Raw genomic sequence first — 23,970 nt, 5'->3', positions numbered from 1 at the left:
ATCGTTAATGAACAAAACGTCCGGTTCGCTGCCGATAAAGGACCGGCCGAACTATTCCGCGACGCAGCTAACTCACTGTCCGAATCTCTGCTTCGAGGCATAAGCCGTCGCCAAGGAGCCAACTCAATGATGAAGAGGAGCGATGTCGCCTGGACTCTGGTCGGCATCACGGCTGTACTGCTATCGGGTTATCTGCTGTACCAAGAGGTTCAAAACCTTTCACTGGCTGAGCTTACCGACAGTCTTGGTGCCATCGGCCAGCACGACTGGATCTTGGCTGGGCTCTCAACCCTCGGTGCTTACTTCGCTCTGGCCTGGTACGACCGAATAGCCATTGCCCACCTTGGGAAGAACATCTCGTGGTGGTTCATCACACTCTGTTCGTTCACAACCTACGCCCTCGCTCACAATATAGGTGCGTCCGTTTTTTCCGGCGCTGTGGTGCGTTATCGCGCATATCGCAGTAAAGGCCTCACACCTCAGGAAATTGGTGTACTGATCGTATTTTGTTCACTGACTTTTTTGCTCGGCACACTGCTGTCCGGCGGGATTGTGCTCATCGTCAGGCCGGAACTACTCAATAGGCTCGTCGATGCAGACCCACGATTATCAATCGCAATAGGCATAGCGCTGCTGAGTCTCATCGGGCTCTACGTGATAGGTGCCTGGCGCCACTTCTCGCCAATGCAGATCGGCAAATGGCGAATCACCTACCCTCGGCTACCCATCGTCGGCAAACAACTGATTGCAGCACCGCTTGAGCTCGCCTGTGCAGCCGCAATCATCTACTTTGCTCTGCCGGAGGCAGGTAATCCCGGCTATCTCGTGGTGCTAGGCGTGTTTCTCGGCTCCTTCTCGCTAGCGCTGCTGTCGCACGCGCCTGGCGGACTCGGGGTGCTCGAAGTGACATTTCTTGCCGCCCTGCCGGAACTGCCAACAGCTGATGTCCTCGCCGCCCTGATCGTATTCAGGGCTTTTTATCTGTTGCTGCCACTTGCTTTGGCGATATTGGTGGTAGCTCTTTTCGAGGCGAGGCAGTGGTCGCAAGGACGAGGCAACGGCCTCAGTGGCAAGTGAGCGTGTCACCAAACGACACCATTGGCCTATGGCTATGCGCGGCTCGCTGCGCGATCATCTTGCCTCTTACGAGACGAAGCAGATCTAGATGACCGATACCCAAACCAACCGCGCCAGCGCCAGTTCTGGCGAACACAAACCTCGCCCGCTGATGGACCTGGCGATCAGCATCATTATTCCGTCGCTGATCCTGATGAAACTCAGTGCAGAGGATCGCCTTGGCGCGGACGGCGCACTATTGCTGGCGCTAGCGTTCCCGCTCTGCTGGGGCCTGTTCGAGCTGGTGAAGTACCGCAAGTTCAACTGGATCGCGCTGTTGGGCCTTATAAGCGTGCTGCTTACTGGCGGTATCGGGCTACTTCAGCTCGACCCGAAATGGCTAGCGGTTAAGGAAGCTGCGATTCCAGGCATCATCGGCATTGCCGTATTGGCATCAACCCGCACTCGCTTCCCGTTGATCCGTACCCTGCTGTACAACCCCAAGGTGCTGAACGTAAACAAGGTTCACGAACAGCTTGAGCGCAATGGGCAAACCGCTCACTTCGAAACGAGACTCCTACGTGCCACCTACTTTCTCAGCGGCACGTTCTTCTTTTCGTCCTTCATGAACTATGTGCTGGCGAAGTGGATCGTCCACAGCCCGGCTGGTAGCGAGGCTTTCAACGCGGAACTGGGCAGAATGACGTTGCTTAGCTATCCAATGATCGCGATCCCCAGCATGCTCATGATGATGGCCATCTTCTATTACCTCTGGAAGACCATCCACGGTCTGACAGGACTGCGCCTGGAAGACATCATCGCCAACCAGACGAAGGCGGATAGGCAATCCTGAGGAACGACGGGTTACGCTGACATCAACAGCATCCACAGGGGCAAGCTGATCACAGCCAATAGCGTGGAGAGAAAAACGGTCGAGCTCACCGCGCGGGTGTCGTCTCGATTGACCACGAAAGCCAGTACGTTGACGCCGCTCGGGCAAGCCGCCAGTAACACCAGCACGCTTAGTGCGTCGTGGCTCAGTCCCGGCATCAAACCGCCGACATACCACACCAGCAGCGGAAACAGACCTAGCTTCACCAGCGCGAGCGCCAGCACAGTAGCGCTGGGTCTCAGTCGATAACGTGACAAACTGATCCCAAGCACCATCAATGCACAGGGCAATGCAGCCTGGGCAAGCCAGTCCGCCACACGCCATATTGGCACTGGAAGGTCCAATCCCGACGCGTTCAAGAGCGCGCCGAGCAAAAGCCCCACAATCAGAGGATTCGCCAGGTTCTTGAGCAACGCCGTGCCGCTAACTTTCTGCACTGACCCGAGTGCACTGTAGAAGCTCTGAAGCGAGAACAGGATCAGGCTGTGAAAAACCAGGATGGCGAATACGTATACCAGACTCTCCGGCCCGAGCAGAGTCGTCACCAGTGGTATACCGACGAGGACATTGTTGGAGTAGGCCGCTGTCAAACCTAGCGGCGAAGCTCTTCCTAGCAACCGGTGCGCGATCAGCGATACCAGGACGAAAACGGTAAGTACGGGTAAAAAATAGGCCAGCAGGAGCGTAGGAGACATTCCATCACTCAACTGCGCCCGGGCAATGCCAGTAAAAAGCACCGCAGGCATGAACAGCTTGAACGTGATATTGGCCAGTCCTGTCGATGCTTCACCATCCAGCCAGCCGCGCCACCCCAGCAAGTAGCCGAGCATGATCAAGCCGAAGATCGGCAGGATTGCCTGAAACACCACCACGCGGCTTCTCCAACAAATGTCGCGACACAGAGCCGCTCACAAAAAGGCCGCACAGATTAACCGAGTCGTGCCTCAACTCACCACAGAAGCCAAAGCTTATGGCCAGTTTCAATCTGCTTGGTCAGGCTTGGGAATGTTGCGCAGTGTCAGCAACGGCAGCTGTCGCGGCCTCGGCCAGGACATCAAGCACAACGGAAAGATCGCCATGCCAGTCCTGAGTATTGATGCCGAAGGTGTTTTCAAACTTGGCGCAATCGAGGACAGACCACGCTGGCCGGCGCGCAGGAGTGGGATACTGGGACGTGGAAATCGGCGACACCTTGGGGCGTTTTGGGAGCATTTCCTTGGCCTCTGCCTGACGGAAAATTTCCTCGGCGAAATCGAACCAGGTACATGGCGATCGCCCACTGTAATGGTACAGGCCCCAGGCAAGTACGCCGTTCTTTGCGTAGCGCCGCGCCAGTTCCAGGAGTGCATCGGCGATACTGCCCGCCTGAGTAGGGCAACCGAACTGGTCGGCAACGACTGAGAGCGAGTCACGCTGGCTACCGAGGCGCAACATCGTTTTCACGAAATTATGGCCCTGCGTTCCGTAGACCCAACTCGTCCGCATGATGATGTGCTGGTCCAGCACCGCCTGAATGGCCTGTTCGCCAGCCAACTTGCTGGCGCCGTAGACACCTGTTGGCGCGACCTCGTCCTCTTCGCGATACGGCGTCTGAGCCTCGCCGGAGAACACATAGTCGGTCGATATATGCAGCAAAGGAATGGAGCAAGACCGGGCTGCCTCCGCAAGCGTTGCCGCGCCATCGCGGTTCACGCTGTACGCTTGCTCGCAGTGCGACTCGGCGTTATCGACGTGTGTGTACGCCGCGGCGTTAATGATGATCCCAGGCTTGAGCCGGCTTACGACGCTCGCAACTTGCCCCGCGTCGGCAATGTCCAGTTGAGCACGCGTCATGCCGAGCGCCTCAAGGCCATAGCCATTGGCACGGCTTACCAATTCGCGCCCGACCTGGCCGCCGGCTCCGCATACTAGGATTCGCATTTGAATAACGCCTCATTCAAGGCCAGCCGTGAACGGCAGGCATGGATCTGTAACAGACTCGATGATACACACAGAGCGCTGGAACTCGCGTATTAGCGCATGCGCGCTTCGTTCAGGCCAGCATAAATGGGTTTTGTTCCGCTCCGTTCGGAGGGTAGTGAGAATAATTTCACTTTTTGATTGGCTTACCGCGATAACGCTGTAATGGACCACATGCGAGCCGACTTCAAGCGTACCGGTAACCCTCCAAGAATATAGCCGGCAATCCTAACACGAGTGAAACTCGATGCCCGCGACACGGACCAAACAGAACAGGCACATCGATGAGCGCCTGCGTTTCGTACCGGTCCACTGCTACGAGGAGTCCCGTCATGCCCAGAGGCGATAAATCCAAATACACCGACAAGCAGCAACGTAAAGCCGAGCACATTGAGGAAAGCTACGAAGAGCGGGGCGTTTCTGAGAAAGAAGCCGAGGCAAGAGCATGGGCTACTGTCAACAAGCAGTCTGGGGGTGGCGAACGTAAAGGCGGCTCAGGACAGGAGAAATCGAAGACAGCCAAACGGGCCGACCGCAAGGATTCTGCACACCGCGCAGCTGAAACTCGCGCCGGCGATTCGCCGAACCAGCGTTCAGCGCGCAGCAACAGATCAGACAGTACGTCGCTCAACGATCTGACTCGCGATGAGCTGATGAAAAAAGCGCAGAAGCGTGACATTCGCGGCCGCTCGAAGATGCGCAAGAACGAACTGATCGAGGCGTTAAGCTGATGCAACGCGAACAAGAGCCCGACCCGCGGGACGACGGAACCCCGGGCCCGCTTCCGGAACCAGAGCGACAGGATCCCGACGACCCGACTCCCATCGAGGAGCCTGGTGGCTCCGAGCGTACTGACGTGGGTAGCGGCTAAACTTTCCGCCGCCAGATCTATCACATCTTAGCGCCCAGCGAGACGCCGACAGGTGCAGTAGGCAACAGGCTGCGAACAACATCAGCCTTAGAGAATTCAGGAGACCGTGATGAGCTATGTGCAACTGAGCGACAAACAGACCTTACGCGAGCGTGCTCGCCAGCATGTCGAAAACGGCGCGGTGACCGAGAGCTACTCGGCCGATCGCGAAACGGTAATCAACCTGCTCAATGAGGCGCTTGCCACAGAGCTGGTGTGCTACCTGCGCTACAAGCGTCACTACTACATGGCCACCGGCCTCAAATCGAGCGTGGCCGCCGACGAGTTTCTCGAACATGCCAACGAAGAGCAGGAGCATGCTGACCGGTTGGCTGAGCGTATCGTGCAGCTTGGTGGGGCCCCTGACTTCAATCCGGACAGCCTTACTGAACGCGCCCACGCGCAATATGCGGAAGGTAACGGACTGCGCGACATGGTGTTCGAAAACCTGGTGGCCGAACGTATCGCGATCGACAGTTACCGTGAAATCGTCCAGTACATTGGGGATAAAGATCCGACAACACGACGAATTTTCGAAGATATCCTCGCCCAGGAGGAAGAACACGCCGACGACCTGGCTGGCCTGCTTGACGGCATGAACTGAGCAGATTTGTACACGCTCGGGCGATTAGCCCGACGCGCTCGGATGAGTTAGAAAAAAGGCCACCCGAAGGTGGCCTCAAAAGGAAAGAGAGTACAGCTCAGCCAGCAGCTGCGGGACGCATATAGGAGATCGGTGCGGTCTGGGACTCCTCGAACGTCACCATTTCCCATGCATCCTTCTGTTCCATCAGGGTGCGCAGCAAACGATTGTTCAAGGCATGTCCGGATTTAAAGCCGCGGAATTCGCCGATCAGACTGGTGCCCAACAAGTAAAGATCACCGATTGCATCGAGAATCTTGTGCTTCACGAACTCGTCCTCATAACGCAGGCCGTCTTCGTTGAGCACATGGTCTTCATCGACCACGATAGCGTTTTCAACGCTCCCACCCAGGGCCAGGTTGTGCGAGCGGAGGAATTCGATATCGCGCATGAAACCGAAGGTTCTGGCGCGACTGACTTCCTTTACAAAGGAAGTGCTGGAGAAATCCACGCTGGCGGTCTGGGTGCGACCCCGGAAAACCGGATGGTCGAAATCGATCTCGAAACTCACCTTGAAGCCCTCGAATGGGAGGAACGTGGCGCGTTTATCGCCATCCTCTACAGACACTTCACGGGTGATGCGGATGAATTTCTTGGGGGCTTCCTGCTCCTGCAGGCCGGCTGATTGAATCAGGAATACGAAGGGACCAGCGCTACCGTCCATGATGGGCACTTCCGACGCGGACAGCTCGACGAAAGCATTGTCGATACCAAGCCCAGCCATGGCTGAGAGCAGATGCTCGACCGTATCGACCTTGACGTCACCGCTGATCAGCGTGGTCGACATAGTCGTTTCACCGACATTTTCCGCCCGTGCGGCAATCTGTACGGGCGGGTTGAGATCGGTGCGACAGAACACAATTCCGGTGTCCACAGGAGCCGGTTTCAGGGTCAGGTAAACCTTCTCCCCCGAGTGCAGGCCAACACCAGTGGCTCGTATGATGTTCTTTAAGGTGCGTTGTCTGATCATGGCTTGGTTTCGCTAGTACGCTGTTGCGAATGGTTTCCAACAATGGCAGCGATCATAGCAGAACCCAACTTTGCTGAATACCAATCACCCCTATACTCCTGATACATTCAATCAATCAGCCTGACGACGCAGAAATGCTGGAATGTCTAGGTAATCCAAGTCTTCCTGTGGGTTCATCTTCGCAGCGGTAGCCGCTGCGTGCGCCTGATTGCGCATGACGGTCGGGCGATCCAGATCCCTGTAATTAACCGCGGCCTGATCCTGGCGTGGGGCTGGCGCGGTCTGCGGAGCAACCGAGGCAGTGTGTATCGTGTTATCTACAACCTTGACCGGCTTCTCATTGCGCGGACCGAGACCCGTTGCAACGACGGTCACATGCAGCTCGTCAAGCATGTCAGGGTCGATCACCGCACCAACCTTGACGGTCGCCTCGTCGGACGCGAACGCCTCGATAATCTCGCCGACCGCAGCGTATTCGCCGAGAGAGAGGTCAAGACCAGCGGTAATGTTGACCAGAATGCCCCGAGCACCCTGAAGGTTGACGTCTTCGAGAAGAGGGTTGCGAATTGCAGCCTCGGTTGCCTCGCGAGCGCGGTTCGGACCGGTGGCACAACCTGTGCCCATCATGGCCATACCCATCTCGCCCATGACTGTTTTAACGTCGGCGAAGTCGACGTTCATCAAACCCGGACGCTGCATGATGTCCGAGATGCCGCGTACAGCTCCGGTCAGAACGTCGTCCGCCTTGGCGAATGCAGCGAGCAGGCTCGCATCTTTCCCCAGAATCGTAAGCAGCTTTTCGTTGGGAATGGTGATCAACGAGTCGACACATTCCGACAGCTGGCGGATACCTTCATCGGCGACCTGCATGCGGCGACGGCCTTCGAATGGGAATGGGCGAGTCACGACCGCCACGGTCAGAATGCCCATTTCCTTCGCCACGGAGGCAATGACAGGGGCAGCGCCGGTGCCGGTGCCACCGCCCATGCCAGTGGTGATGAACACCATGTCGGCGCCCTGCAGCACCTCGGCGATGCGCTCGCGATCATCCATCGCGGCCTGACGGCCAATATCCGGGTTGGTGCCAGCACCCAAACCTTTGGTAATGGCCGACCCCAACTGCAATACGGTCCGCGCTTCGATCTTCTTCAGCGCTTGAGCGTCGGTGTTGGCGCAGATGAATTCAACACCTTCGACGCTGTTGCGCACCATGTGATTGACAGCGTTGCCGCCGCCTCCGCCTACGCCAATGACCTTAATCACTGCACTTTGCGGGGTATGATCTACGAGTTCGAACATTTCCCTCTCTCCTTCCAGCTTTCTAGTTTTAGTTACAGCCGCACTGCTCAGAAATTGCCCTGGATCCAGCTTTTCAGCCGGTCCACGACAGACGTCTTGGGTTCGTCGGCAAAGTTGCCGAGACCAGATATGGACGTGCCATCGGTCTGCTTGCGCATTCCGTACAGCAACAGGCCCACACCCGTTGAATAGATGGGATTGCGGACCACGTCCGCGAGTCCATTGACGCTATGCGGCACGCCCAGGCGTACCGGCATGTGAAAGATCTCTTCGGCCAGCTCGACAGCACCTTCCATCTTTGCTGTACCGCCAGTGAGGACAATTCCTGCAGGAACCAGATCCTCGTAGCCACTGCGACGCAGCTCGGCCTGAATCAGTGTAAAGAGCTCGTCATAACGCGGCTCCACGACTTCGGCCAATGCCTGACGCGAGAGTTCCCGCGGCGGCCTGTCTCCGACGCTCGGTACCTTGATGGTCTCGCCTGGCCCTGCGAGCTTGGCCAACGCACAGGCGTAGCGGATCTTGATCTCTTCGGCATACTGAGTCGGGGTACGCAATGCCATGGCGATGTCGTTGGTAACCTGATCACCGGCAATCGGAATGACAGCAGTGTGCCGGATAGCGCCTTCGGTAAAGATGCAGATGTCCGTGGTGCCGCCACCGATATCCACCAGGCAGACGCCCAGCTCCTTTTCATCGTCGGTCAACACGGCATGAGCGGAGGCGAGCTGCTCAAGGATGATGTCGTCGACTTCGAGCCCACAGCGACGCACGCACTTCTCGATATTCTGCGCTGCGTTTACCGCGCAAGTGACCACATGGACCTTGGCTTCAAGGCGAACTCCGGACATCCCGAGTGGCTCTCGCACGCCCTCCTGATTATCGATCACGTAGTCCTGCGGCAAGGTATGCAGCACACGCTGATCCGCCGGGATAGCAACAGCTTGCGCAGCGTCGAGGACACGGTCGAGGTCTGCACTGCTGACCTCGCGGTCACGGATCGCAACGATCCCGTGTGAATTCAGGCTGCGGATATGGTTGCCGGCCAAACCGACGAATGCCGAGTGAATGCGGCAGCCCGCCATCAGCTGTGCCTCTTCAACCGCCCGCTGAATCGACTGCACGGTGGACTCGATATTGACCACCACGCCCTTTTTCAACCCACGCGATGGATGAGTACCGATCCCGACAATCTCAAGCTCGCCATCCGGCGTTACTTCGCCAACCAGCGCCACCACCTTGGAGGTGCCGATATCCAGACCGACGATCATCTTGCCGCTTTGCACGCTAGCCATGTGTTTCGTTCCTCAATTCTTCGCAACGACGGGCTCGCCCGCCGTGGTCGGACTCGGCTCGCGCCACGCAACGGCAAGGCCATTGGCGTAGCGAAGGTCGATCCGAGCAATTCTTTCGCTCTCCTGCTTCAGCTCTTGCTGATAGATGGCAGTGAAGCGCCGCATTTTTTCGATTACCTGATCTCGTCCCAGAAGCAGCTCGATACCCTGGCCGGTCGTTACGTACCAGCTTCCCCGAGCACGCAGCTCAAGACGGGCTATGGAAAAGCCAAGCGGCCGCAGCATCTGACTTAGCATTTGGTATTGCTGCATCACCCGCTGCTGGGCCCGCTTCGGACCGTACAATTGTGGCAAGTGTTCATAGCGAGTCAGATCCTGCGGTTCAAAGGCCTGACCGTTGTTATTAAGCAGCGACTCATCCCCCCAACGAGCCACGGGTAACTGCTCGTCAAGACGCACCATGACCTCATCCGGCCAGACCCGGCGCGCTTCTACGTGCGCAATCCAAGGCATCTGCTCAAGGTCGCTACGCAAAGCGTCGAGATCAACTTTGAAAAAACTGGCTTCGACGAACGGCGCCATACGCGCCTGCACCGCTTGCTGATCGATATAGGTCAATTCGCCCCGGACGCTGACCTTGGCAATTGGCCGATCGGCATAGGGCGCGATGTACTCGCCCAACTTGTAGAGCCCGACAACCAGAGCAACCAGCAACACCGGCCACATCACACGCTTGAGCGAGGCCATGCTCGGCCGTGGCAAGCGTGCCGAAAGCGGCTCGCGCTGGACCAAACGACTCGCGCCCCGCTGCGCAGGCTTGCGTAGTGCACGGCCGGAGGCGGGTTGAGAGTGACGCAGCGTGGTGAGCATGGCTTAGTTCCCGGTCGCCATGCTGGCATCCAGAATGGCAAGCACGAGCTGCTGGAAATCCAAACCTGCAGCTCGCGCCGCCATCGGCACCAGGCTGTGATCGGTCATTCCTGGGACAGTATTAACCTCCAGAAGCCAGAACCCCCCGGCAGCATCCTGCATCACATCGACACGCGCCCAACCCTGGATACCTACAGCGTCACAGGCTCGAGCCGCTAGTTCTTTCAGTTCCTGCTCCTTGGCCTCGCCCAGCCCGCAGGGAATCCGATACTGGGTATCGTTGGCGACATACTTCGCGTCGTAGTCGTAGAAGGAGTGAGGAGTGCCCAGTCCAATCGGAGGCAGCACCTCGCCGCGCAAGGTGGCGATTGTGAACTCGGGCCCCTGGATCCACTGCTCGACGAGGACTTGCGAGTCGTACCTACTCGCGGCGCGCCAAGCTGCAATCAGCTCATCGACGTTCGCGACCTTCGCCATTCCGATACTGGACCCTTCATGAGCAGGCTTGACGATGAGGGGGAAGCCCAGGCCTTCAGCAGCAGCCCGGCAGTCAGCCTCATTCGCCAGCACGGCATGCCGCGGGGTCGGTAGGTCAAGACTCTGCCATACCTGCTTCGTGCGCAGCTTATCCATGGCGAGCGCCGAGGCGAGTATTCCACTGCCGGTATAAGGAATGCCGGCACACTCGAGCAGGCCCTGCATGCTGCCGTCTTCACCGCCGCGCCCGTGAAGCACGATAAAGGCTCGGTCAATCTGTTCGCTGCTCAACCGGGCCAGCAAGGTATCGTCAACGTCGATTCCGAATGCGTTGACTCCGGCCGCCTGCAGCGCCGAAAGCACAGCCGCACCCGATTTCAGGGAAACCTCGCGCTCAGCGCTTTTGCCACCATAGAGCACGGCAACCCGGCCAAATGCCTTGGGATCACGAGTCGATTGCAAGGCGGTCATTCGCTCTTCCTCGCGGCGCTTGCAGCGCCATCAAACAGGGGACTTTTGATGAGTTGAGGGGCCAGCCCGCCGATATCGCCCGCGCCCTGGCAAAGCAAAATGTCGCCTGGAAGCAGCAGCGGCTTGACCAGCGGGGCCAGATCGACCCCACGCTCGAAGTAGATTGGATCGAGCTGTCCACGCTGGCGGATGCTGTGGCACAGATGCCGACTGTCGGCACCCGGAATAGGCTCCTCGCCGGCCGGGTAGACCTCCATCATGAGCAGCACATTTGCCTCGTTCAGCACCTGCACGAAGTCGTCATAAAGATCGCGGGTTCTGCTGAAACGGTGTGGCTGGTAGACCATCACCAATCGACGCTCGGGCCAGCCGCCGCGAACGGCCTGGATCACCGCTGCGACTTCACGGGGGTGGTGACCGTAATCATCGACCAGCATGACGCTGCCGCCATCGACAGGCAGCTCGCCGTAAACCTGGAAGCGACGGCCCACACCGCCAAACTGAGACAACCCCTGGACAATAGCGTCGTCGTCGATACCTTCATCGGTAGCGATGGCGATAGTTGCCAGGGCGTTGAGCACATTATGATTGCCCGGCATGTTGACGGACACATCGAGCGCATCAAAGCCATCACGCAGCACCGTGAAGTAGGTGCGCATTCCTTCCTGGCGAATGTTGATCGCCCTGACGTCTGCATCTTCGTGCGTGCCGTAGGTGGTTATAGGGCGACCTATCTGCGGGATGATCTCGCGTACCACTGGATCATCAACGCACAATACCGCCAGCCCATAGAACGGAAGGTTGTGCAAAAACTCGACGAAGGTTTTTTTCAGCTTGCCGAAGTCGCCGCCATACGTGCTCATGTGGTCGGCATCGATATTGGTTACAACAGCGACCATGGGTTGCAGGTGAAGGAAGCTGGCGTCGCTTTCGTCGGCTTCGGCGATCAGATACCGGCTGGAACCCAACTGGGCGTTCGTGCCGGCCGCTGTCAGACGACCGCCGATCACGAACGTCGGGTCGAGTCCACCTGCAGCAAAAACCGAGGCCAGCAAGCTCGTTGTGGTGGTCTTGCCATGGGTGCCTGCCACGGCGATGCCGTGCCGATAGCGCATCAATTCCGCGAGCATCTCGGCACGCGGCACAACCGGAATGCGCTGTTCAAGCGCAAAAGCGACTTCCGGGTTGGACGCATTAACCGCACTGGAAACCACCAACACATCGGCGCCAACAACGTTTTCGGCCTGATGATCGATGAAAATTCGTGCCCCGAACTTCTCCAAGCGCTCAGTGCTTGCGGAGGCTTTCAGATCCGAACCGGAGACGTCATAGCCGAGATTCAGCAGCACCTCAGCGATACCGCACATGCCAACGCCACCAACTCCGACAAAGTGAATTCGGCGGATACGGCGCATACGCCGCACTTCTGCCTTGACCGCAGCAGGGGACTTAGCCATGCGCCACCTCCAGGCAAATGTCCACGACGGTTCGGGTAGCGTCCGGCCGAGCCAGCTGGCGTGCCGTGGCTCCCATCGTCTTGAGTTTTTCCGGCTGCATCATCACCTCGGTCAGCTGCGCGGCCAGCGCGGCAGCATCGGTTTTTGCTTGTGGGAGAAGAACGGCGGCGCCCTCCTTCGCCAGGTATTCGGCGTTACGCGTTTGGTGATCGTCGATCGCATGGGGTAACGGCACGAGAAACGAAGGCAGTCCAGCTGCGGCCAGTTCGCATACCGTCAGCGCACCGGAGCGGCAGATCACCAGGTCCGCCCAGGCGTAAGCGCGGGCCATATCTTTTATGAAAGGTGCGACCTCCGCCTCGACGCCCGCCGCTCCGTAGCGCTCCTGCGTCACATCAGCGTGCAGCTTGCCCGCCTGATGGAATACCTCAGGGCGTAGCTCGCCAGGTAACCGGGCGAGCGCTTCAGGCAACAGCTTGTTCAACGGCTCCGCGCCGAGGCTGCCGCCAAGCACCAGCAGCCGGGGCCGACGGCCTTGCAGCGTCTGCCGGGGCGTTTCGAGGAACAGCTCATGGCGAACCGGATTTCCCGTAGTCCGACGTTTGACGCTATCCGCGAACGTACCCGGAAAGGCCTGGCAGACCCGCTGCGCGAATGGCACCAGGCTGCGGTTGGCCGTTCCAGCAACAGCGTTCTGCTCATGGATGACCAGCGGGACTCCAGCGAGCTTTGCAGCCAGTCCGCCCGGCCCTGTCACATAACCGCCGAGACCAAGCACACATACAGGCTGAAGTTCACGAATAACGCGGCGAGCTTGCCCCAGCGAGCGCAATAGCTGAAACGGTGCTTTGAGCAACGAAGTCGCGCCTTTGCCACGCAGGCCACTCACCTGAATAAGGTGCAGGGGCAGCCCGGCAGCAGGAACCACCTCATTCTCGATGCCTCGTGGCGTACCCAGCCAGTGCACGCGGTAGCCACGGTTCTGGAACTCATGAGCGCAGGCCAGTGCCGGGAACACATGCCCCCCGGTTCCGCCAGCCATGATCAAGACGTTACCGCCCATGCAGCACCCCCTTGCTATTGGGTGCAGGCACTTCGTCGAAATCGTCTTCGCTGAACTCGACATCTTCGCTGCCGAGAACCGTACGGCTTTCCCACTCGATCCGCAGCAGCAACGCCATGCTGGCGCAGGTGACCACCAGCGAACTCCCACCGTAGCTAAGGAACGGCAGGGTCAGGCCCTTCGTCGGTAGCAGTCCGATATTCACGCCCACGTTGATCAGAAACTGACCGAGCCAAAGGAACGCAACGCCCCAGGCGATATAGGCAGCGAAGAACTGGCGCGCCCGCTCGGCCGCAAGCCCTATGTACAGGGCGCGCACACCAACGAAAGCGAACAGCAGAATAGTCAGCAGCGCGCCAACCATGCCGAGCTCTTCGGCGAGGACCGAAAAGACGAAATCGGTATGAGCCTCAGGCAGGTAGAACTGCTTCTGAACGCTGTTACCAAGACCGACTCCCAGCCACTCGCCGCGACCAAAGGCGATCAAGGCCTGAGTCAACTGGTAACCCGCTCCATATTGATCAGCCCAGGGATCGGTAAAGGTGATCAGTCGCTGCAAACGATATTCCTGCGTCTGTACCAGAATGAAGACCGCACCGACGGCCAGCAGAACCAGCAAGCTGAACCGAATCAGCCCGACGCCCCCAAGAAACAGCATGGCCACCGCGGCGCCCATCATCACTACGGTCGCGCCAAAGTCCGGCTCGAGCAGGAGCAGCATGGCCATGGGAAGGAGGACGAGAAACGGCTTGAGGAAGCCCCAGAGGCTTTCGCGAACTTCTTGCTGACGGCGCACCAGGTAACCGGCGAGATAAACAACGACAAAGAGCTTGGCCAACTCCGACGGCTGCACGTTGAATGCACCGAAGCCGATCCAGCGCATGGAACCGTTCACCTCGCGTCCGATTCCCGGTATCAGCACCAGAATCAGTAGCACGAAGGCGCCTATCAACAGCATCCAGTCCAGCCGCTGCCAGACCGACAGGGGCACCAGCAACACCAGTGCCGCAGCGCCAAGGCCGAGCAGGACATAAATCAGGTGGCGGACCATGTAATACATCGGATTATCCGCATTCACCGCCGCGACTTCAGAAGAAGCTGAGGTGATCATCACCAAGCCGAGGCCCAACAACGCCAGACAGCCAGCAAGCATCGGGAAGTCGAGGTCGATGCCGCGTCGACTGAACAACGGTGACGGTGCGCTGCGCAAGAAAGCGATCATCAGTTGAGCGCCTCCACCGCTGCGGCGAACTGACGTCCGCGATCTTCAAAGTTCTGGAACATGTCGAGGCTGGCACATGCAGGCGATAGGAGGACGGCGTCGCCTGGCTGGGCAAGCTTGGATGCCAGCTGTACGGCATCCTGCAGTGTCTGAACACGGTGAATAGGTGCAGCCCCTTCAAGCGCAGCAGCGAGCAGCTCAGCATCGCGCCCCAGCAAGACGACCGCGCGGCATTGATGCGAGACAGGACTGTGCAAGGCCGAGAAATCGGCGCCTTTGCCGTCGCCGCCTGCGATGAGCACCAATTCGCCTGGGATGTCGCTACCCAGCCCATCGATCGCAGCTAGCGCAGCGCCAACATTGGTCGCCTTCGAATCATCGTAATAGGTCACGCCTTTACGCTCACCGACCCACTGACAGCGATGAGCAAGGCCGGTGAAGTCGCGCAAGGTTGCGAGCATCGGCTCGAACGGAAGACCAACGGCGTAACCGAGCGCCAAGGCTGCCAATGCATTGGACTGGTTGTGAGCGCCGCGCATTTTCAACTTGTTGGCTGGCATCAGCGCATCGAATTGAAAGGCGAGGTACTTCTGGCCGCTTTCTTCGAACAACCCAAACCCTTTGAAATCAGGTTTGCCGAGACCGAAAGACCAGGTGGGAAGATCGTCGGCAACCAGCGGTCGGCTCAGGCGATCGTCACGATTGATCACCACCTGCCGAGCACCGCGAAATATGCGGTGTTTAGCCTGATGGTACGCCGGGAGCCCGTCGTAACGATCCATATGATCTTCACTGATGTTCAGGCAGGTCGCGACCTCAGCGTTCAACTGGTCCGTGGTTTCCAGCTGGAAGCTAGAGAGTTCAAGGACGTAAAGCTCGACCTCGTCGCTGAGCAGATCCAGCGCGGGCGTTCCCAGATTTCCGCCTACGGCTACCTTCCGACCGGCCGCGGCAGCCATTTCACCGACTAGGCTGGTCACGGTGCTCTTCGCATTGGAACCGGTAATGGCCACGATTGGCGCCTTGGCTTCGCGAGCGAACAGCTCAATGTCTCCGGACAGCTTCACACCGTTAGCCGCAGCCGTCTGCAATGCTGGCGTGCTGAGCGGTAGGCCCGGACTCACCAACAGCTCGCTGGCTCGGCATAAAAACTGAGGATCGAGCTCGCCGCAGCGAACCTCAATATCGGGATACTGGGCTTTCAGAGTGGCCAGCTCCGGCGGGTTCGCACGCGTGTCGGCAACAGCAAAAGGCACACCGCGGCGCGCCAGATGGCGAACCAGGGACATGCCGCTTTTGCCGAGACCTACGACGATGCGGAACTGATCGGAAACGATGAGCACTCTGTGTTACCTCAACTTCAACGTGGCGAGACCGACCAGCACGAGGATCACGGTGATGATCCAGAAGCGCACAATCACCCTGGGCTCAGGCCAGCCCTTTAGCTCGAAATGGTGATGAATCGGCGCCATGCGAAAGACGCGCTTACCAGTCAACTTGAACGAGGCGACCTGGATCATGACCGACAGGGTTTCCATCACGAAAACGCCGCCCATGATGAACAGGACCACTTCTTGCCGGACGATCACCGCGATGGTTCCCAAGGCAGCGCCAAGGGCCAACGCGCCGACGTCGCCCATGAAAACCTGGGCGGGATAGGTGTTGAACCAGAGAAAGCCGAGTCCTGCACCGATCAGCGCACCGCAGAAAACGATCAGCTCGCCCGCACCGGCGATATAAGGAATCAGCAAGTATTCCGCGAAATTAACGTTGCCAGACAGGTAGCAGAAAATGCCGAGGCCCCCTCCCACCATCACGGTTGGCATGATCGCAAGCCCGTCGAGGCCGTCAGTGAGGTTCACGGCATTGCTCGAGCCGACAATCACAAAGTAAGTCAGTACGACAAAGCCGATGCCCAACGGTATCTCGATGTTCTTCAGCAACGGCAGAATCAGCGTCGTCTCGACCGAGGTCGTTGCGGTCATATAAAGGAAGATCGCAGCGCCGATACCAAAGACAGACTGCCAGAAATACTTCCAGCGGCTCGGAAGGCCACGCGAGTTTTTTTCGATCACCTTACGGTAGTCATCCACCCAGCCAATCGCGCCGAACAGGAGGGTTACCGCCAGCACCACCCACACATAACGATTGGAAAGGTCAGCCCAGAGCAGCGTGCTGACTGCGATGGCACTGAGTATCAATGCGCCGCCCATGGTCGGCGTTCCGGATTTGGACAGATGTGTCTGCGGGCCATCCGTGCGTACCGCCTGGCCGATCTGACGCAGCTGCAGGGTGCGAATGAGCCATGGCCCCAGCCACAGAGACAGGACCAGCGCGGTCAACACGCCAAGAATTCCGCGCAGCGACAGATACTGAAAGACAGCGAAGCCCGTGTGGAATTGTTGCAGGTACTCGGCGAGCAACAGCAGCATCAATGTTTCTCCATGCCGGATGCGGAAAGCGCGGCGACGATCTTGTCCATCGCTGCACTCCGTGATCCCTTGATCAAAATGGTGGTTGCGCTGCCCTGTTCCAGACGCAGCGTTTCGATCAGGCTGTGCTGATCTGGGAAATGCCGCGCGCCATGACCAAAAGCCTCTACGGCATGCTTCATCAGCGTCCCAACGGCGAATAAGGTGCTGACCTTGCCTGCGGCATAACGGCCCACTTCTTGATGACCCTGTTCAGCCCATGAGCCGAGTTCGCCCATATCGCCAAGCACCAACACGGTCCGCCCAGCAAAACCCGCCAGCACATCAATAGCTGCGCAGATGGACGCTGGGTTCGCGTTGTATGTGTCGTCTATCAGACGAACGCCGTTACCCAACATCTGCGCCACGCCCCGACCCTTTACGGGTTGCAAGCTTTCAAGGCCGAGGACGATATGATCGGGTGCGACACCCATTGCGCTTGCGGCTGCAGCGGCGGCCAGCGCATTGGCAACACTGTGGCGGCCGAGCAAATTGAGCTGAACGCGCGCGGACCCGGCAGGCCCGGTGAGAACGAAGTTGGGGCAGCCGCGCTGATCGTAGGCAATCGAAGCAGGATGGAAGTCGGCAAGTGTGCTCTTGATGGCGAAGCTCACGACGCGCTTACCTGCTGCCCGCCGCTCCCAGGTTGGGAAGGCCCGGTCATCACGATTAAGCACCGCGATGCCATCTGAACCGAGCCCGTCCAGTATCTCGCCCTTGGCCTCGACGATCTTTTCCGGACCGCCGAACTCTCCTACGTGGGCGGTGCCCGCATTGGTAATCAAGCTGACATCTGGCCGAGTCAGGCTAACGGTATAAGCGATCTCACCAACGCGCGAAGCGCCCAGCTCGATTACCGCAGCCTTATGCTTAGGGGCCAACTCGAGCAGCGTGAGCGGCGCCCCCAGGTCATTGTTGAGATTGCCGCGAGTAGCGTGAACCGCTTCGACGCCATAAGCAGCGCGCAGGATGCTGGCAAGCAGTTCCTTCACACTCGTCTTGCCACTGGAACCCGTAATTGCAGCGACTGGACCGTTGAAAGCGTCGCGATTGAGCGCGCCCAGCTGGCCGAGCGCGATACGGCTATCGGCGACAACAAGCTGAGGCAGCGAAACCTCGGGCACATGTCGCTCGACCAGTGCGGCGACGGCACCCTTGGCTGCGACGTCTGCCAGGTAAGCATGGCCGTCGAAGCGAGGCCCGGTGAGCGCGATGAAAAGCTGTCCAGGCTCGATCGATCGACTATCGGTACTAACGGAGCTAAAAGTCGCATCGGCATTGATCAGCTTGGCTGACAACGGTGCGATCAGATCAGTCAGGCGCTTGATTTCAAGCATGGGGGTTCCTCCAGGCAGCCAGGGCTGTCGACGCCTGCTCGAGATCGGAGAATGGCAGGCGCTCGCCTTCTATCTCCTGGTAGTCCTCATGTCCCTTGCCAGCCAGCAGTACGACGTCGTCAACACCGCTGTTTTCAATGCAGCGGGCAATGGCTGCGGCACGCCCCGGCACAAAGACCGCTTGTTCGGGTGCGCTGAAACCAGCGCGAATCTCATCGAGAATCTGCATCGGGTCTTCGTTACGGGGGTTGTCGTCGGTCACCACGACGTAATCTGCCAGGCGCTCGGCAACCTGAGCCATCAGCGAGCGCTTACCACGGTCGCGATCACCTCCGCAGCCGAACAAACACAGCAGCTTTCCGCGAGTGTGGGGTCGCAAGGCACCAAGGACCTTTTCCAGCGCATCTGGGGTATGGGCGTAATCGACTACCACCAGGGGACGGTCGCCACCACCCAGCCGCTGCATGCGTCCGGCAGGGCCGCCAACGTCCTTCAGCGCAGTGAGAATTTCATCGAGCGGATAGTTCATGCCCAGCAAGGCGCCCACCGCCGCAAGCACATTGCTGACGTTGAACCGGCCGAGCAGTGGGCTACGCAGCGAACGCTCGCCCTGAGGCGTCACCAGTCGAGCATGAATTCCGGCATCGTCCAGACGCGCCTCGGGGCAATAGAGATAAGCCGAGGCATCTTCCAAGCTATAACTGATCAGCCGTGACTCAGCGTGCTCTGCCGCAAGCGAGCGGCCCAAGGCGTCATCCAGATTGATCACTCGACACTTCAGCCCAGGCATTTTGAACAGCCGTGCCTTGACCTCGCCGTAGGCTTCCATCGAACCGTGATAGTCGAGGTGGTCTCGGGAAAGATTAGTGAACACAGCCACGTCGAATGCGAGCGCAGCGACGCGACCCTGCGCCAGACCATGCGAGGAGACTTCCATGGCCACGGCACGGGCACCCTGCTTGCGCAGGCTTGCCAGGTTGGCCTGTACACCGATCGCATCTGGCGTTGTGTGCTGACCCAGTGCCAGCTCCCCATGGAAACCGTTGCCGAGGGTGCCGATAATCCCGCAACGCTCGCCCAAGCGATCCAGCGCTTGGGCGATCAGATAGGTCACACTGGTCTTGCCGTTGGTACCGGTTACGCCGACAAGGTGCAAACTGCGGCTTGGCTCGCCATAGAAGCGACCAGCAATCGCCGAAAGCTGTCCTGCAAGATTGCGAACCGGTACCAACTCAGCCTGCCCATCGGCCATCTCCGCAGCGCCCTCGACCTCATAGGCGACGGCGGCCGCACCGTGGGCGATAGCATCCGCTACGTGAGAGCGGCCGTCCTGTTTGTATCCGGGCACAGCTAAGAACAAGTCACCCGGACGGACCTTTCTGCTATCGAGCGTCAGTTCACGAATCAAGGTTTCGCTCGCGGCTTGAGGCAGTAGCTGGTTCAACGGCATCGGCATCAGATACGGCCTCCCTTTGTCTTTTCCGCGTCGGCGGTCTTGATGTCTTCAGGAGGCAAGTTATCGGGCGTGATATTCATCAGACGCAGGGCCCCGGACATAACACGGCTAAACACCGGCGCCGAAACCAGCCCACCGTAATAACCGCTTTTGCTGGGCTCATCGATAACCACTGCGATGGCAATGCGCGGGTCGCTCATGGGACCGAAACCCGCGAACATCGACCGGTAGGCGTTTTCCTCATAGCCCCGGCTGTTTGACGACGCTTTGCGGGCAGTACCGCTTTTGCCAGCTACGTGATATCCCGGCACCTGAGCGCGGAAGACACCGCGCGGTGCTTCGATCACATCCTGGAGCATGATCTGAAGGGTTTTGGCCACTTGCGGCGACACCACTTCTACGCCTTCGGGCTTATGGTCAACACGGGTTAGTGACATCGGCACCATACGGCCATCATTAGCCAGCGCGCCATAGGCGTGAGCCAGTTGTACAGCGGTGACTGACAGGCCGTAGCCATACGAAAGCGTGGCGGTTTCGGCCTGTCGCCATTCTCGATGAGTCGGGAGGTTGCCGACTCGCTCGCCAGGGAAGCCCAGCCCGGTATCCTGTCCAAAACCCACCTTGCGCATGATTTCGTGAATCGCCGCCCCACCTATATCGAAGGCAACCTTGCTCATGCCAACGTTGGAAGAGTTGATAAGAATCCCCGTCAGGCTCAGTTCACGGCCCTGTGTCTTCGAAACGTCGCGGATGGTATAGCGCCCTATGCGCAGCGACCCCGGCCAGACCTCCACCATGTCGCTGGGCTTCCACCGACCTGTTTCCAGCGCTGCGCTCATGGAGATGGGCTTCATGGTCGAGCCTGGCTCGAACAGGTCCGTCATGGCCCGGTTACGCATCGCCGCTGGCTGCAGGTTGCGGCGGTTGTTCGGGTTGTAGGTCGGCTGATTGACCATGGCCAGGACTTCACCGGTTTTTACATCGAGCACCACCAGACTGCCCGCCTTGGCACCAAACTCCAGCAACGCATTGCGCAGTTCCCGGTGCGCCAGGTATTGCAGACGCAGGTCGATAGACAGCGCAAGCGCTTTGCCGGCCTTGGCGTTCTTGACTACCTGGACGTCCTTGATCAGCCGACCACGGCGATCCTTGAGAACCTGCCGCTTGCCGGGCACCCCTGCCAACCACTCGTTATAGGCCAGCTCCATGCCTTCCCGTCCGTGGTCGTCTATGTCGGTAAAACCAACGACGTGAGCGGCCACCTCCCCAGCGGGGTAGAAACGACGAAACTCCTCCTGCGCATAAACGCCGGGAATTTCCAGATCAAGCACTCGCTGCCCCTGCTCAGGCGTCAGCCCCCGCACCAGGTACATGAACTCCCGCTCAGCCTGCTCCCTGAGGCGCTGGGTCAACCCCGCGGCGTCTTGCCCGAGGGCTTTGGCGAGCTCAGCCCAACGAGACTGCGCGCTTTGCAGCTCGCGCGGATTAGCCCATAGCGTGGTGACAGGGGTACTGACCGCCAAGGGCTCACCATGGCGGTCGGTCATGAGTCCACGGTGAGCGGGGATCGGAATGTGGCGCACGCTGCGCGCGTCACCCTGTCCTTTAAGGAAGGCCTGGTCTAGAACCTGAAGATCTACGATTCGCCACCCGATCGCGCCGACCATTCCAGACAGCAAAGCCAGCACGATGCGAAAACGCCAAGGATAAAGCGCGCCCTGAAGCTTCATGGGGCCACCAGCCTGACGTCTTTCGCTTCTGGGATGTGCATCTTCAATTGCTCGGAAGCCAGCGTTTCGATGCGACTGTGAGCAGTCCAGGTGCTTTGCTCGAGTATCAAACGCCCCCATTCCGCCTGCGCCTTGTCTCGCACGCTAAGCTCGCCGTAAAGCTCGTTGAGCAATTGCCGATTCCAGTGCGCGCTATAGGCGACACCGATCGCCGACAGAAGCACGGCAATAAACATCACCAGCATCAATAAGCTGCCGTTGGGCATCGCGCTTCGGAGCTGAGTCACCGCAACTTCTCCGCAACTCTCATCACGGCACTGCGTGAACGTGGGTTCACCTTGACTTCGTCGGCAGACGCGTACTGTGGCTTGCCTAGAACCTTCAGGCGCGGCACGAACTTTTCGGGAATGATTGGAAGATCACGTGGAAGAGTGTCGGCCTCGCCTTTCGCATGCCGCCGCATGAATTGCTTGACGATGCGGTCTTCCAGCGAATGGAAACTGATCACGACCAGCCGGCCGCCGACTTCAAGTGCTTCGAGCGCCGCATCAAGCCCGGCTTCCAGGTCGCCGAGCTCGTTGTTTATGAAAATGCGCAACCCCTGAAAGGCTCGCGTTGCCGGATTCTTGCCTTTTTCCCAAGCGGGATTGGCTACCGTCAGGACCTGAGCGAGGTCAGCCGTCCGCTCGAATGGCTGCTCGGCACGGCGCTGTACCACCGCGCGCGCCATGCGCTTGGCAAAGCGTTCCTCACCATACTCTTTAAAAACACGAGCGATATCTTCTTCAGTCGCCGTTGCGATCCACTCTGCAGCGCTGACCCCGCGATCGGGGTTCATGCGCATGTCCAGAGGACCGTCATTCAAAAAGCTGAATCCGCGCTCAGGGTCATCGAGCTGCGGCGAAGATACGCCCAAATCCAGGAGCACGCCGCTGAGAGTGCCTGTCCAGCCGCGCTGCTCTAACTCGAAGCCAAGCTCGGCGAAACTTCGCTGCACAACGACAAAGCGGCCATCCTCGGCCGCCAGTGCTTGCCCCGTAGCGATTGCTAGCGGGTCCTTGTCGAATCCCAGCAAACAGCCATCAGGCCCTAGCTGCTGCAGCAGCAGTCGGCTATGCCCGCCGCGCCCGAATGTTCCGTCCAGATAGCGCCCATCCGAGCGCACGTCGAGCGCCGCAACGGCCTCATCGAGCAACACGGTTACATGGTTGTAGCTGCTGATCTGGCTCACAGGATTAGGTCACGCAATTCTTCCGGCAATGCGCCGGGTTGTTTGATGGCCGCCAGGTCCGCATCTGCTTGCGCGTTCCAGTCGTCCTCGTTCCACAGGCTGAACTTGTTCAACTGCCCGACGAGCATGGCTCGCTTGTCCAGCCCCGCGTATTCGCGCAAACGCGGCGGTACCAGCACTCGTCCATTGCCGTCCAATTCCAGGTCCACGGCATTGCCAATCAGCAAACGCTGCAGGCGACGACTCTCTTCCCTTAAAGAAGGCAGCTCTCTCAGTTTGGCTTCGATTTGCTCCCATTCAGGCAGCGGATAGATCGCCAGGCATCGATCTACCGCATCGATGGTGATGATCAGCTGTCCCTCGCAACGCGAAACGAGCTCGTCACGATACCGGCTGGGCATAGCTAGCCGCCCTTTGGCATCGAGACTGATGGCGTTTGCTCCGCGAAACACGGCTGCGCTTCCCCTGAATTAGCGTTCCAAGCCCATAAATACCCACTTCATTCCACTTTCTACCACTTGTGCGCACTATAGAAATGCAGCAGCCCCACCGTCAAGGTGAGCCCGACGGGAAAAACCCTTATGTGGCGGGAATTTAGCAACCGAAACGGAGATAAACGGTAAACCGGAGGAAGGTGCTGAATAAGATATTCAGCAGATGCAGAAACCTGCACTTCAAACTTAAAGTGTTTTCTGAAGAGCAAGACTTTTTTGGACTAACAAGGCGGGATGTTGCAGAAAAGTCGGAGAGTCGATCTGTAAGCCGGGTTCTGTCGAGGACAGTCATTCCTCTACGACAGCCATCACTGACTGCCTCTAGCAACCTACCCGGATCCAGCGCGGGCCACGCCGATGGATCCCTATTTGGTCTTGCTCCAAGTGGGGTTTACCTAGCCACGAACTGTTACCAGCCGCGCGGTGCGCTCTTACCGCACCTTTTCACCCTTACCGGCGCCGAAGCGCTTAGGCGGTTATTTTCTGTGGCACTTTCCGTAGGCTCACGCCCCCCAGGCGTTACCTGGCACTTCGCCCTATGGAGCCCGGACTTTCCTCCCTCCCTTCTTGCGGAACAAAAAGGGACAGCGACTGTCCGATCGACTCTCCGACGGCCAGAGTACTTGTCTACGTCTGGACCTGCAACCCGACAGCGGCCTCCGTCGAT

23 protein-coding genes and 1 other RNA gene are annotated in these 23,970 nt (G+C 58.9%); 5 read left to right on the top strand and 19 right to left on the bottom strand.

Annotated elements, in window-relative coordinates:
* Positions 1–126 precede the first annotated feature (126 nt).
* Together JQR87_RS04665 and JQR87_RS04660 are read left to right on the top strand one after the other, a co-directional pair.
* Positions 127–1,077, top strand: coding sequence for a lysylphosphatidylglycerol synthase transmembrane domain-containing protein (locus JQR87_RS04665; protein WP_407292069.1), 951 nt, complete (start codon positions 127–129; stop codon positions 1,075–1,077).
* A gap of 88 nt (positions 1,078–1,165) precedes the next feature.
* Entirely contained in the window at positions 1,166–1,909 is a 744-nt protein-coding gene (locus JQR87_RS04660; protein WP_407292070.1) for a VC0807 family protein, read from the top strand.
* 11 nt (positions 1,910–1,920) lie between these two features.
* On the opposite strand, the gene JQR87_RS04655 is transcribed toward JQR87_RS04660, so the two are convergent.
* On the bottom strand, positions 1,921–2,820 hold the full coding sequence (locus tag JQR87_RS04655) for an AEC family transporter (protein ID WP_407292072.1): 900 nt from the start codon (positions 2,818–2,820) through the stop codon (positions 1,921–1,923).
* Positions 2,821–2,941: 121 nt separating this feature from the next.
* Positions 2,942–3,868, bottom strand: coding sequence for a dTDP-4-dehydrorhamnose reductase (rfbD, locus tag JQR87_RS04650; protein WP_407292074.1), 927 nt, complete (start codon positions 3,866–3,868; stop codon positions 2,942–2,944).
* Between the two features lie 371 nt (positions 3,869–4,239).
* On the opposite strand from rfbD, the gene JQR87_RS04645 reads away from it, so the two are divergent.
* The 3 genes from JQR87_RS04645 to JQR87_RS04635 all read left to right on the top strand — a co-directional run bounded on the left by JQR87_RS04645 (position 4,240) and on the right by JQR87_RS04635 (position 5,421).
* The gene (locus tag JQR87_RS04645; RefSeq protein ID WP_407297822.1) at positions 4,240–4,638 is read left to right on the top strand and encodes a Rho termination factor N-terminal domain-containing protein; all 399 of its coding nucleotides are present in this window, start codon (positions 4,240–4,242) and stop codon (positions 4,636–4,638) included.
* Complete coding sequence (locus JQR87_RS04640) at positions 4,638–4,778, top strand: hypothetical protein (protein ID WP_407292075.1); 141 nt, start codon at positions 4,638–4,640, stop codon at positions 4,776–4,778. Before JQR87_RS04645 ends, JQR87_RS04640 begins: the two co-directional genes overlap by 1 nt.
* A gap of 109 nt (positions 4,779–4,887) precedes the next feature.
* A complete protein-coding gene (locus tag JQR87_RS04635) occupies positions 4,888–5,421 on the top strand; it encodes a ferritin-like domain-containing protein (RefSeq protein ID WP_407292076.1) in 534 nt (177 codons plus the stop codon).
* Between the two features lie 97 nt (positions 5,422–5,518).
* Here the strand turns inward: JQR87_RS04635 and lpxC are convergent, their stop codons facing one another.
* From lpxC to rnpB, 17 genes are all read right to left on the bottom strand, one after another.
* A complete protein-coding gene (gene lpxC, locus JQR87_RS04630) occupies positions 5,519–6,430 on the bottom strand; it encodes a UDP-3-O-acyl-N-acetylglucosamine deacetylase (RefSeq protein ID WP_407292078.1) in 912 nt (303 codons plus the stop codon).
* Positions 6,431–6,541: 111 nt separating this feature from the next.
* Positions 6,542–7,729 carry a cell division protein FtsZ gene (ftsZ, locus tag JQR87_RS04625; protein ID WP_407292079.1) on the bottom strand — a complete coding sequence of 396 codons (1,188 nt, stop codon included), beginning with the start codon at positions 7,727–7,729 and terminating at the stop codon, positions 6,542–6,544.
* Between the two features lie 47 nt (positions 7,730–7,776).
* The gene (gene ftsA / locus JQR87_RS04620; protein WP_407292081.1) at positions 7,777–9,024 is read right to left on the bottom strand and encodes a cell division protein FtsA; all 1,248 of its coding nucleotides are present in this window, start codon (positions 9,022–9,024) and stop codon (positions 7,777–7,779) included.
* 12 nt (positions 9,025–9,036) lie between these two features.
* A complete protein-coding gene (locus JQR87_RS04615; protein ID WP_407292083.1) occupies positions 9,037–9,894 on the bottom strand; it encodes a cell division protein FtsQ/DivIB in 858 nt (285 codons plus the stop codon).
* 3 nt (positions 9,895–9,897) lie between these two features.
* Positions 9,898–10,842 carry a D-alanine--D-alanine ligase gene (locus JQR87_RS04610; RefSeq protein ID WP_407292085.1) on the bottom strand — a complete coding sequence of 315 codons (945 nt, stop codon included), beginning with the start codon at positions 10,840–10,842 and terminating at the stop codon, positions 9,898–9,900.
* Complete coding sequence (gene murC / locus JQR87_RS04605; RefSeq protein WP_407292086.1) at positions 10,839–12,299, bottom strand: UDP-N-acetylmuramate--L-alanine ligase; 1,461 nt, start codon at positions 12,297–12,299, stop codon at positions 10,839–10,841. The genes JQR87_RS04610 and murC overlap by 4 nt, the downstream gene beginning before the upstream one ends.
* Positions 12,292–13,362, bottom strand: a complete 1,071-nt coding sequence (gene murG, locus JQR87_RS04600; protein WP_407292087.1) for an undecaprenyldiphospho-muramoylpentapeptide beta-N-acetylglucosaminyltransferase — start codon at positions 13,360–13,362, stop codon at positions 12,292–12,294. Before murG ends, murC begins: the two co-directional genes overlap by 8 nt.
* Positions 13,352–14,584 carry a putative lipid II flippase FtsW gene (gene ftsW, locus JQR87_RS04595; protein ID WP_407292089.1) on the bottom strand — a complete coding sequence of 411 codons (1,233 nt, stop codon included), beginning with the start codon at positions 14,582–14,584 and terminating at the stop codon, positions 13,352–13,354. Before ftsW ends, murG begins: the two co-directional genes overlap by 11 nt.
* Complete coding sequence (gene murD, locus JQR87_RS04590; protein WP_407292091.1) at positions 14,584–15,927, bottom strand: UDP-N-acetylmuramoyl-L-alanine--D-glutamate ligase; 1,344 nt, start codon at positions 15,925–15,927, stop codon at positions 14,584–14,586. The genes ftsW and murD overlap by 1 nt, the downstream gene beginning before the upstream one ends.
* Positions 15,928–15,933: 6 nt before the next feature.
* Positions 15,934–17,016: a phospho-N-acetylmuramoyl-pentapeptide-transferase gene (mraY, locus tag JQR87_RS04585; RefSeq protein WP_407292092.1), complete on the bottom strand. Its 1,083-nt coding sequence runs from the start codon at positions 17,014–17,016 to the stop codon at positions 15,934–15,936.
* Positions 17,016–18,392, bottom strand: coding sequence for a UDP-N-acetylmuramoyl-tripeptide--D-alanyl-D-alanine ligase (locus JQR87_RS04580; RefSeq protein ID WP_407292093.1), 1,377 nt, complete (start codon positions 18,390–18,392; stop codon positions 17,016–17,018). The genes mraY and JQR87_RS04580 overlap by 1 nt, the downstream gene beginning before the upstream one ends.
* Complete coding sequence (locus JQR87_RS04575; protein ID WP_407292095.1) at positions 18,385–19,848, bottom strand: UDP-N-acetylmuramoyl-L-alanyl-D-glutamate--2,6-diaminopimelate ligase; 1,464 nt, start codon at positions 19,846–19,848, stop codon at positions 18,385–18,387. The genes JQR87_RS04580 and JQR87_RS04575 overlap by 8 nt, the downstream gene beginning before the upstream one ends.
* Entirely contained in the window at positions 19,848–21,578 is a 1,731-nt protein-coding gene (locus tag JQR87_RS04570; RefSeq protein ID WP_407292096.1) for a peptidoglycan D,D-transpeptidase FtsI family protein, read from the bottom strand. The genes JQR87_RS04575 and JQR87_RS04570 overlap by 1 nt, the downstream gene beginning before the upstream one ends.
* Positions 21,575–21,844, bottom strand: a complete 270-nt coding sequence (gene ftsL / locus JQR87_RS04565; RefSeq protein ID WP_407297824.1) for a cell division protein FtsL — start codon at positions 21,842–21,844, stop codon at positions 21,575–21,577. The genes JQR87_RS04570 and ftsL overlap by 4 nt, the downstream gene beginning before the upstream one ends.
* A gap of 17 nt (positions 21,845–21,861) precedes the next feature.
* A complete protein-coding gene (rsmH, locus tag JQR87_RS04560) occupies positions 21,862–22,809 on the bottom strand; it encodes a 16S rRNA (cytosine(1402)-N(4))-methyltransferase RsmH (RefSeq protein WP_407292098.1) in 948 nt (315 codons plus the stop codon).
* The gene (gene mraZ / locus JQR87_RS04555; RefSeq protein WP_407292099.1) at positions 22,806–23,261 is read right to left on the bottom strand and encodes a division/cell wall cluster transcriptional repressor MraZ; all 456 of its coding nucleotides are present in this window, start codon (positions 23,259–23,261) and stop codon (positions 22,806–22,808) included. Before mraZ ends, rsmH begins: the two co-directional genes overlap by 4 nt.
* A gap of 290 nt (positions 23,262–23,551) precedes the next feature.
* An RNA gene (rnpB, locus tag JQR87_RS04550) (RNase P RNA component class A) lies at positions 23,552–23,910 on the bottom strand.
* Between the last annotated feature and the right edge of the window lie 60 nt (positions 23,911–23,970).

The organism is Stutzerimonas stutzeri, assembly GCF_051028275.1.
Classification (GTDB): Bacteria; Pseudomonadota; Gammaproteobacteria; order Pseudomonadales; family Pseudomonadaceae; genus Stutzerimonas; species Stutzerimonas stutzeri_AS.
Note: the sequence above shows the minus strand (reverse complement) of the source record. Positions and strands in the feature narration are given on the sequence as shown.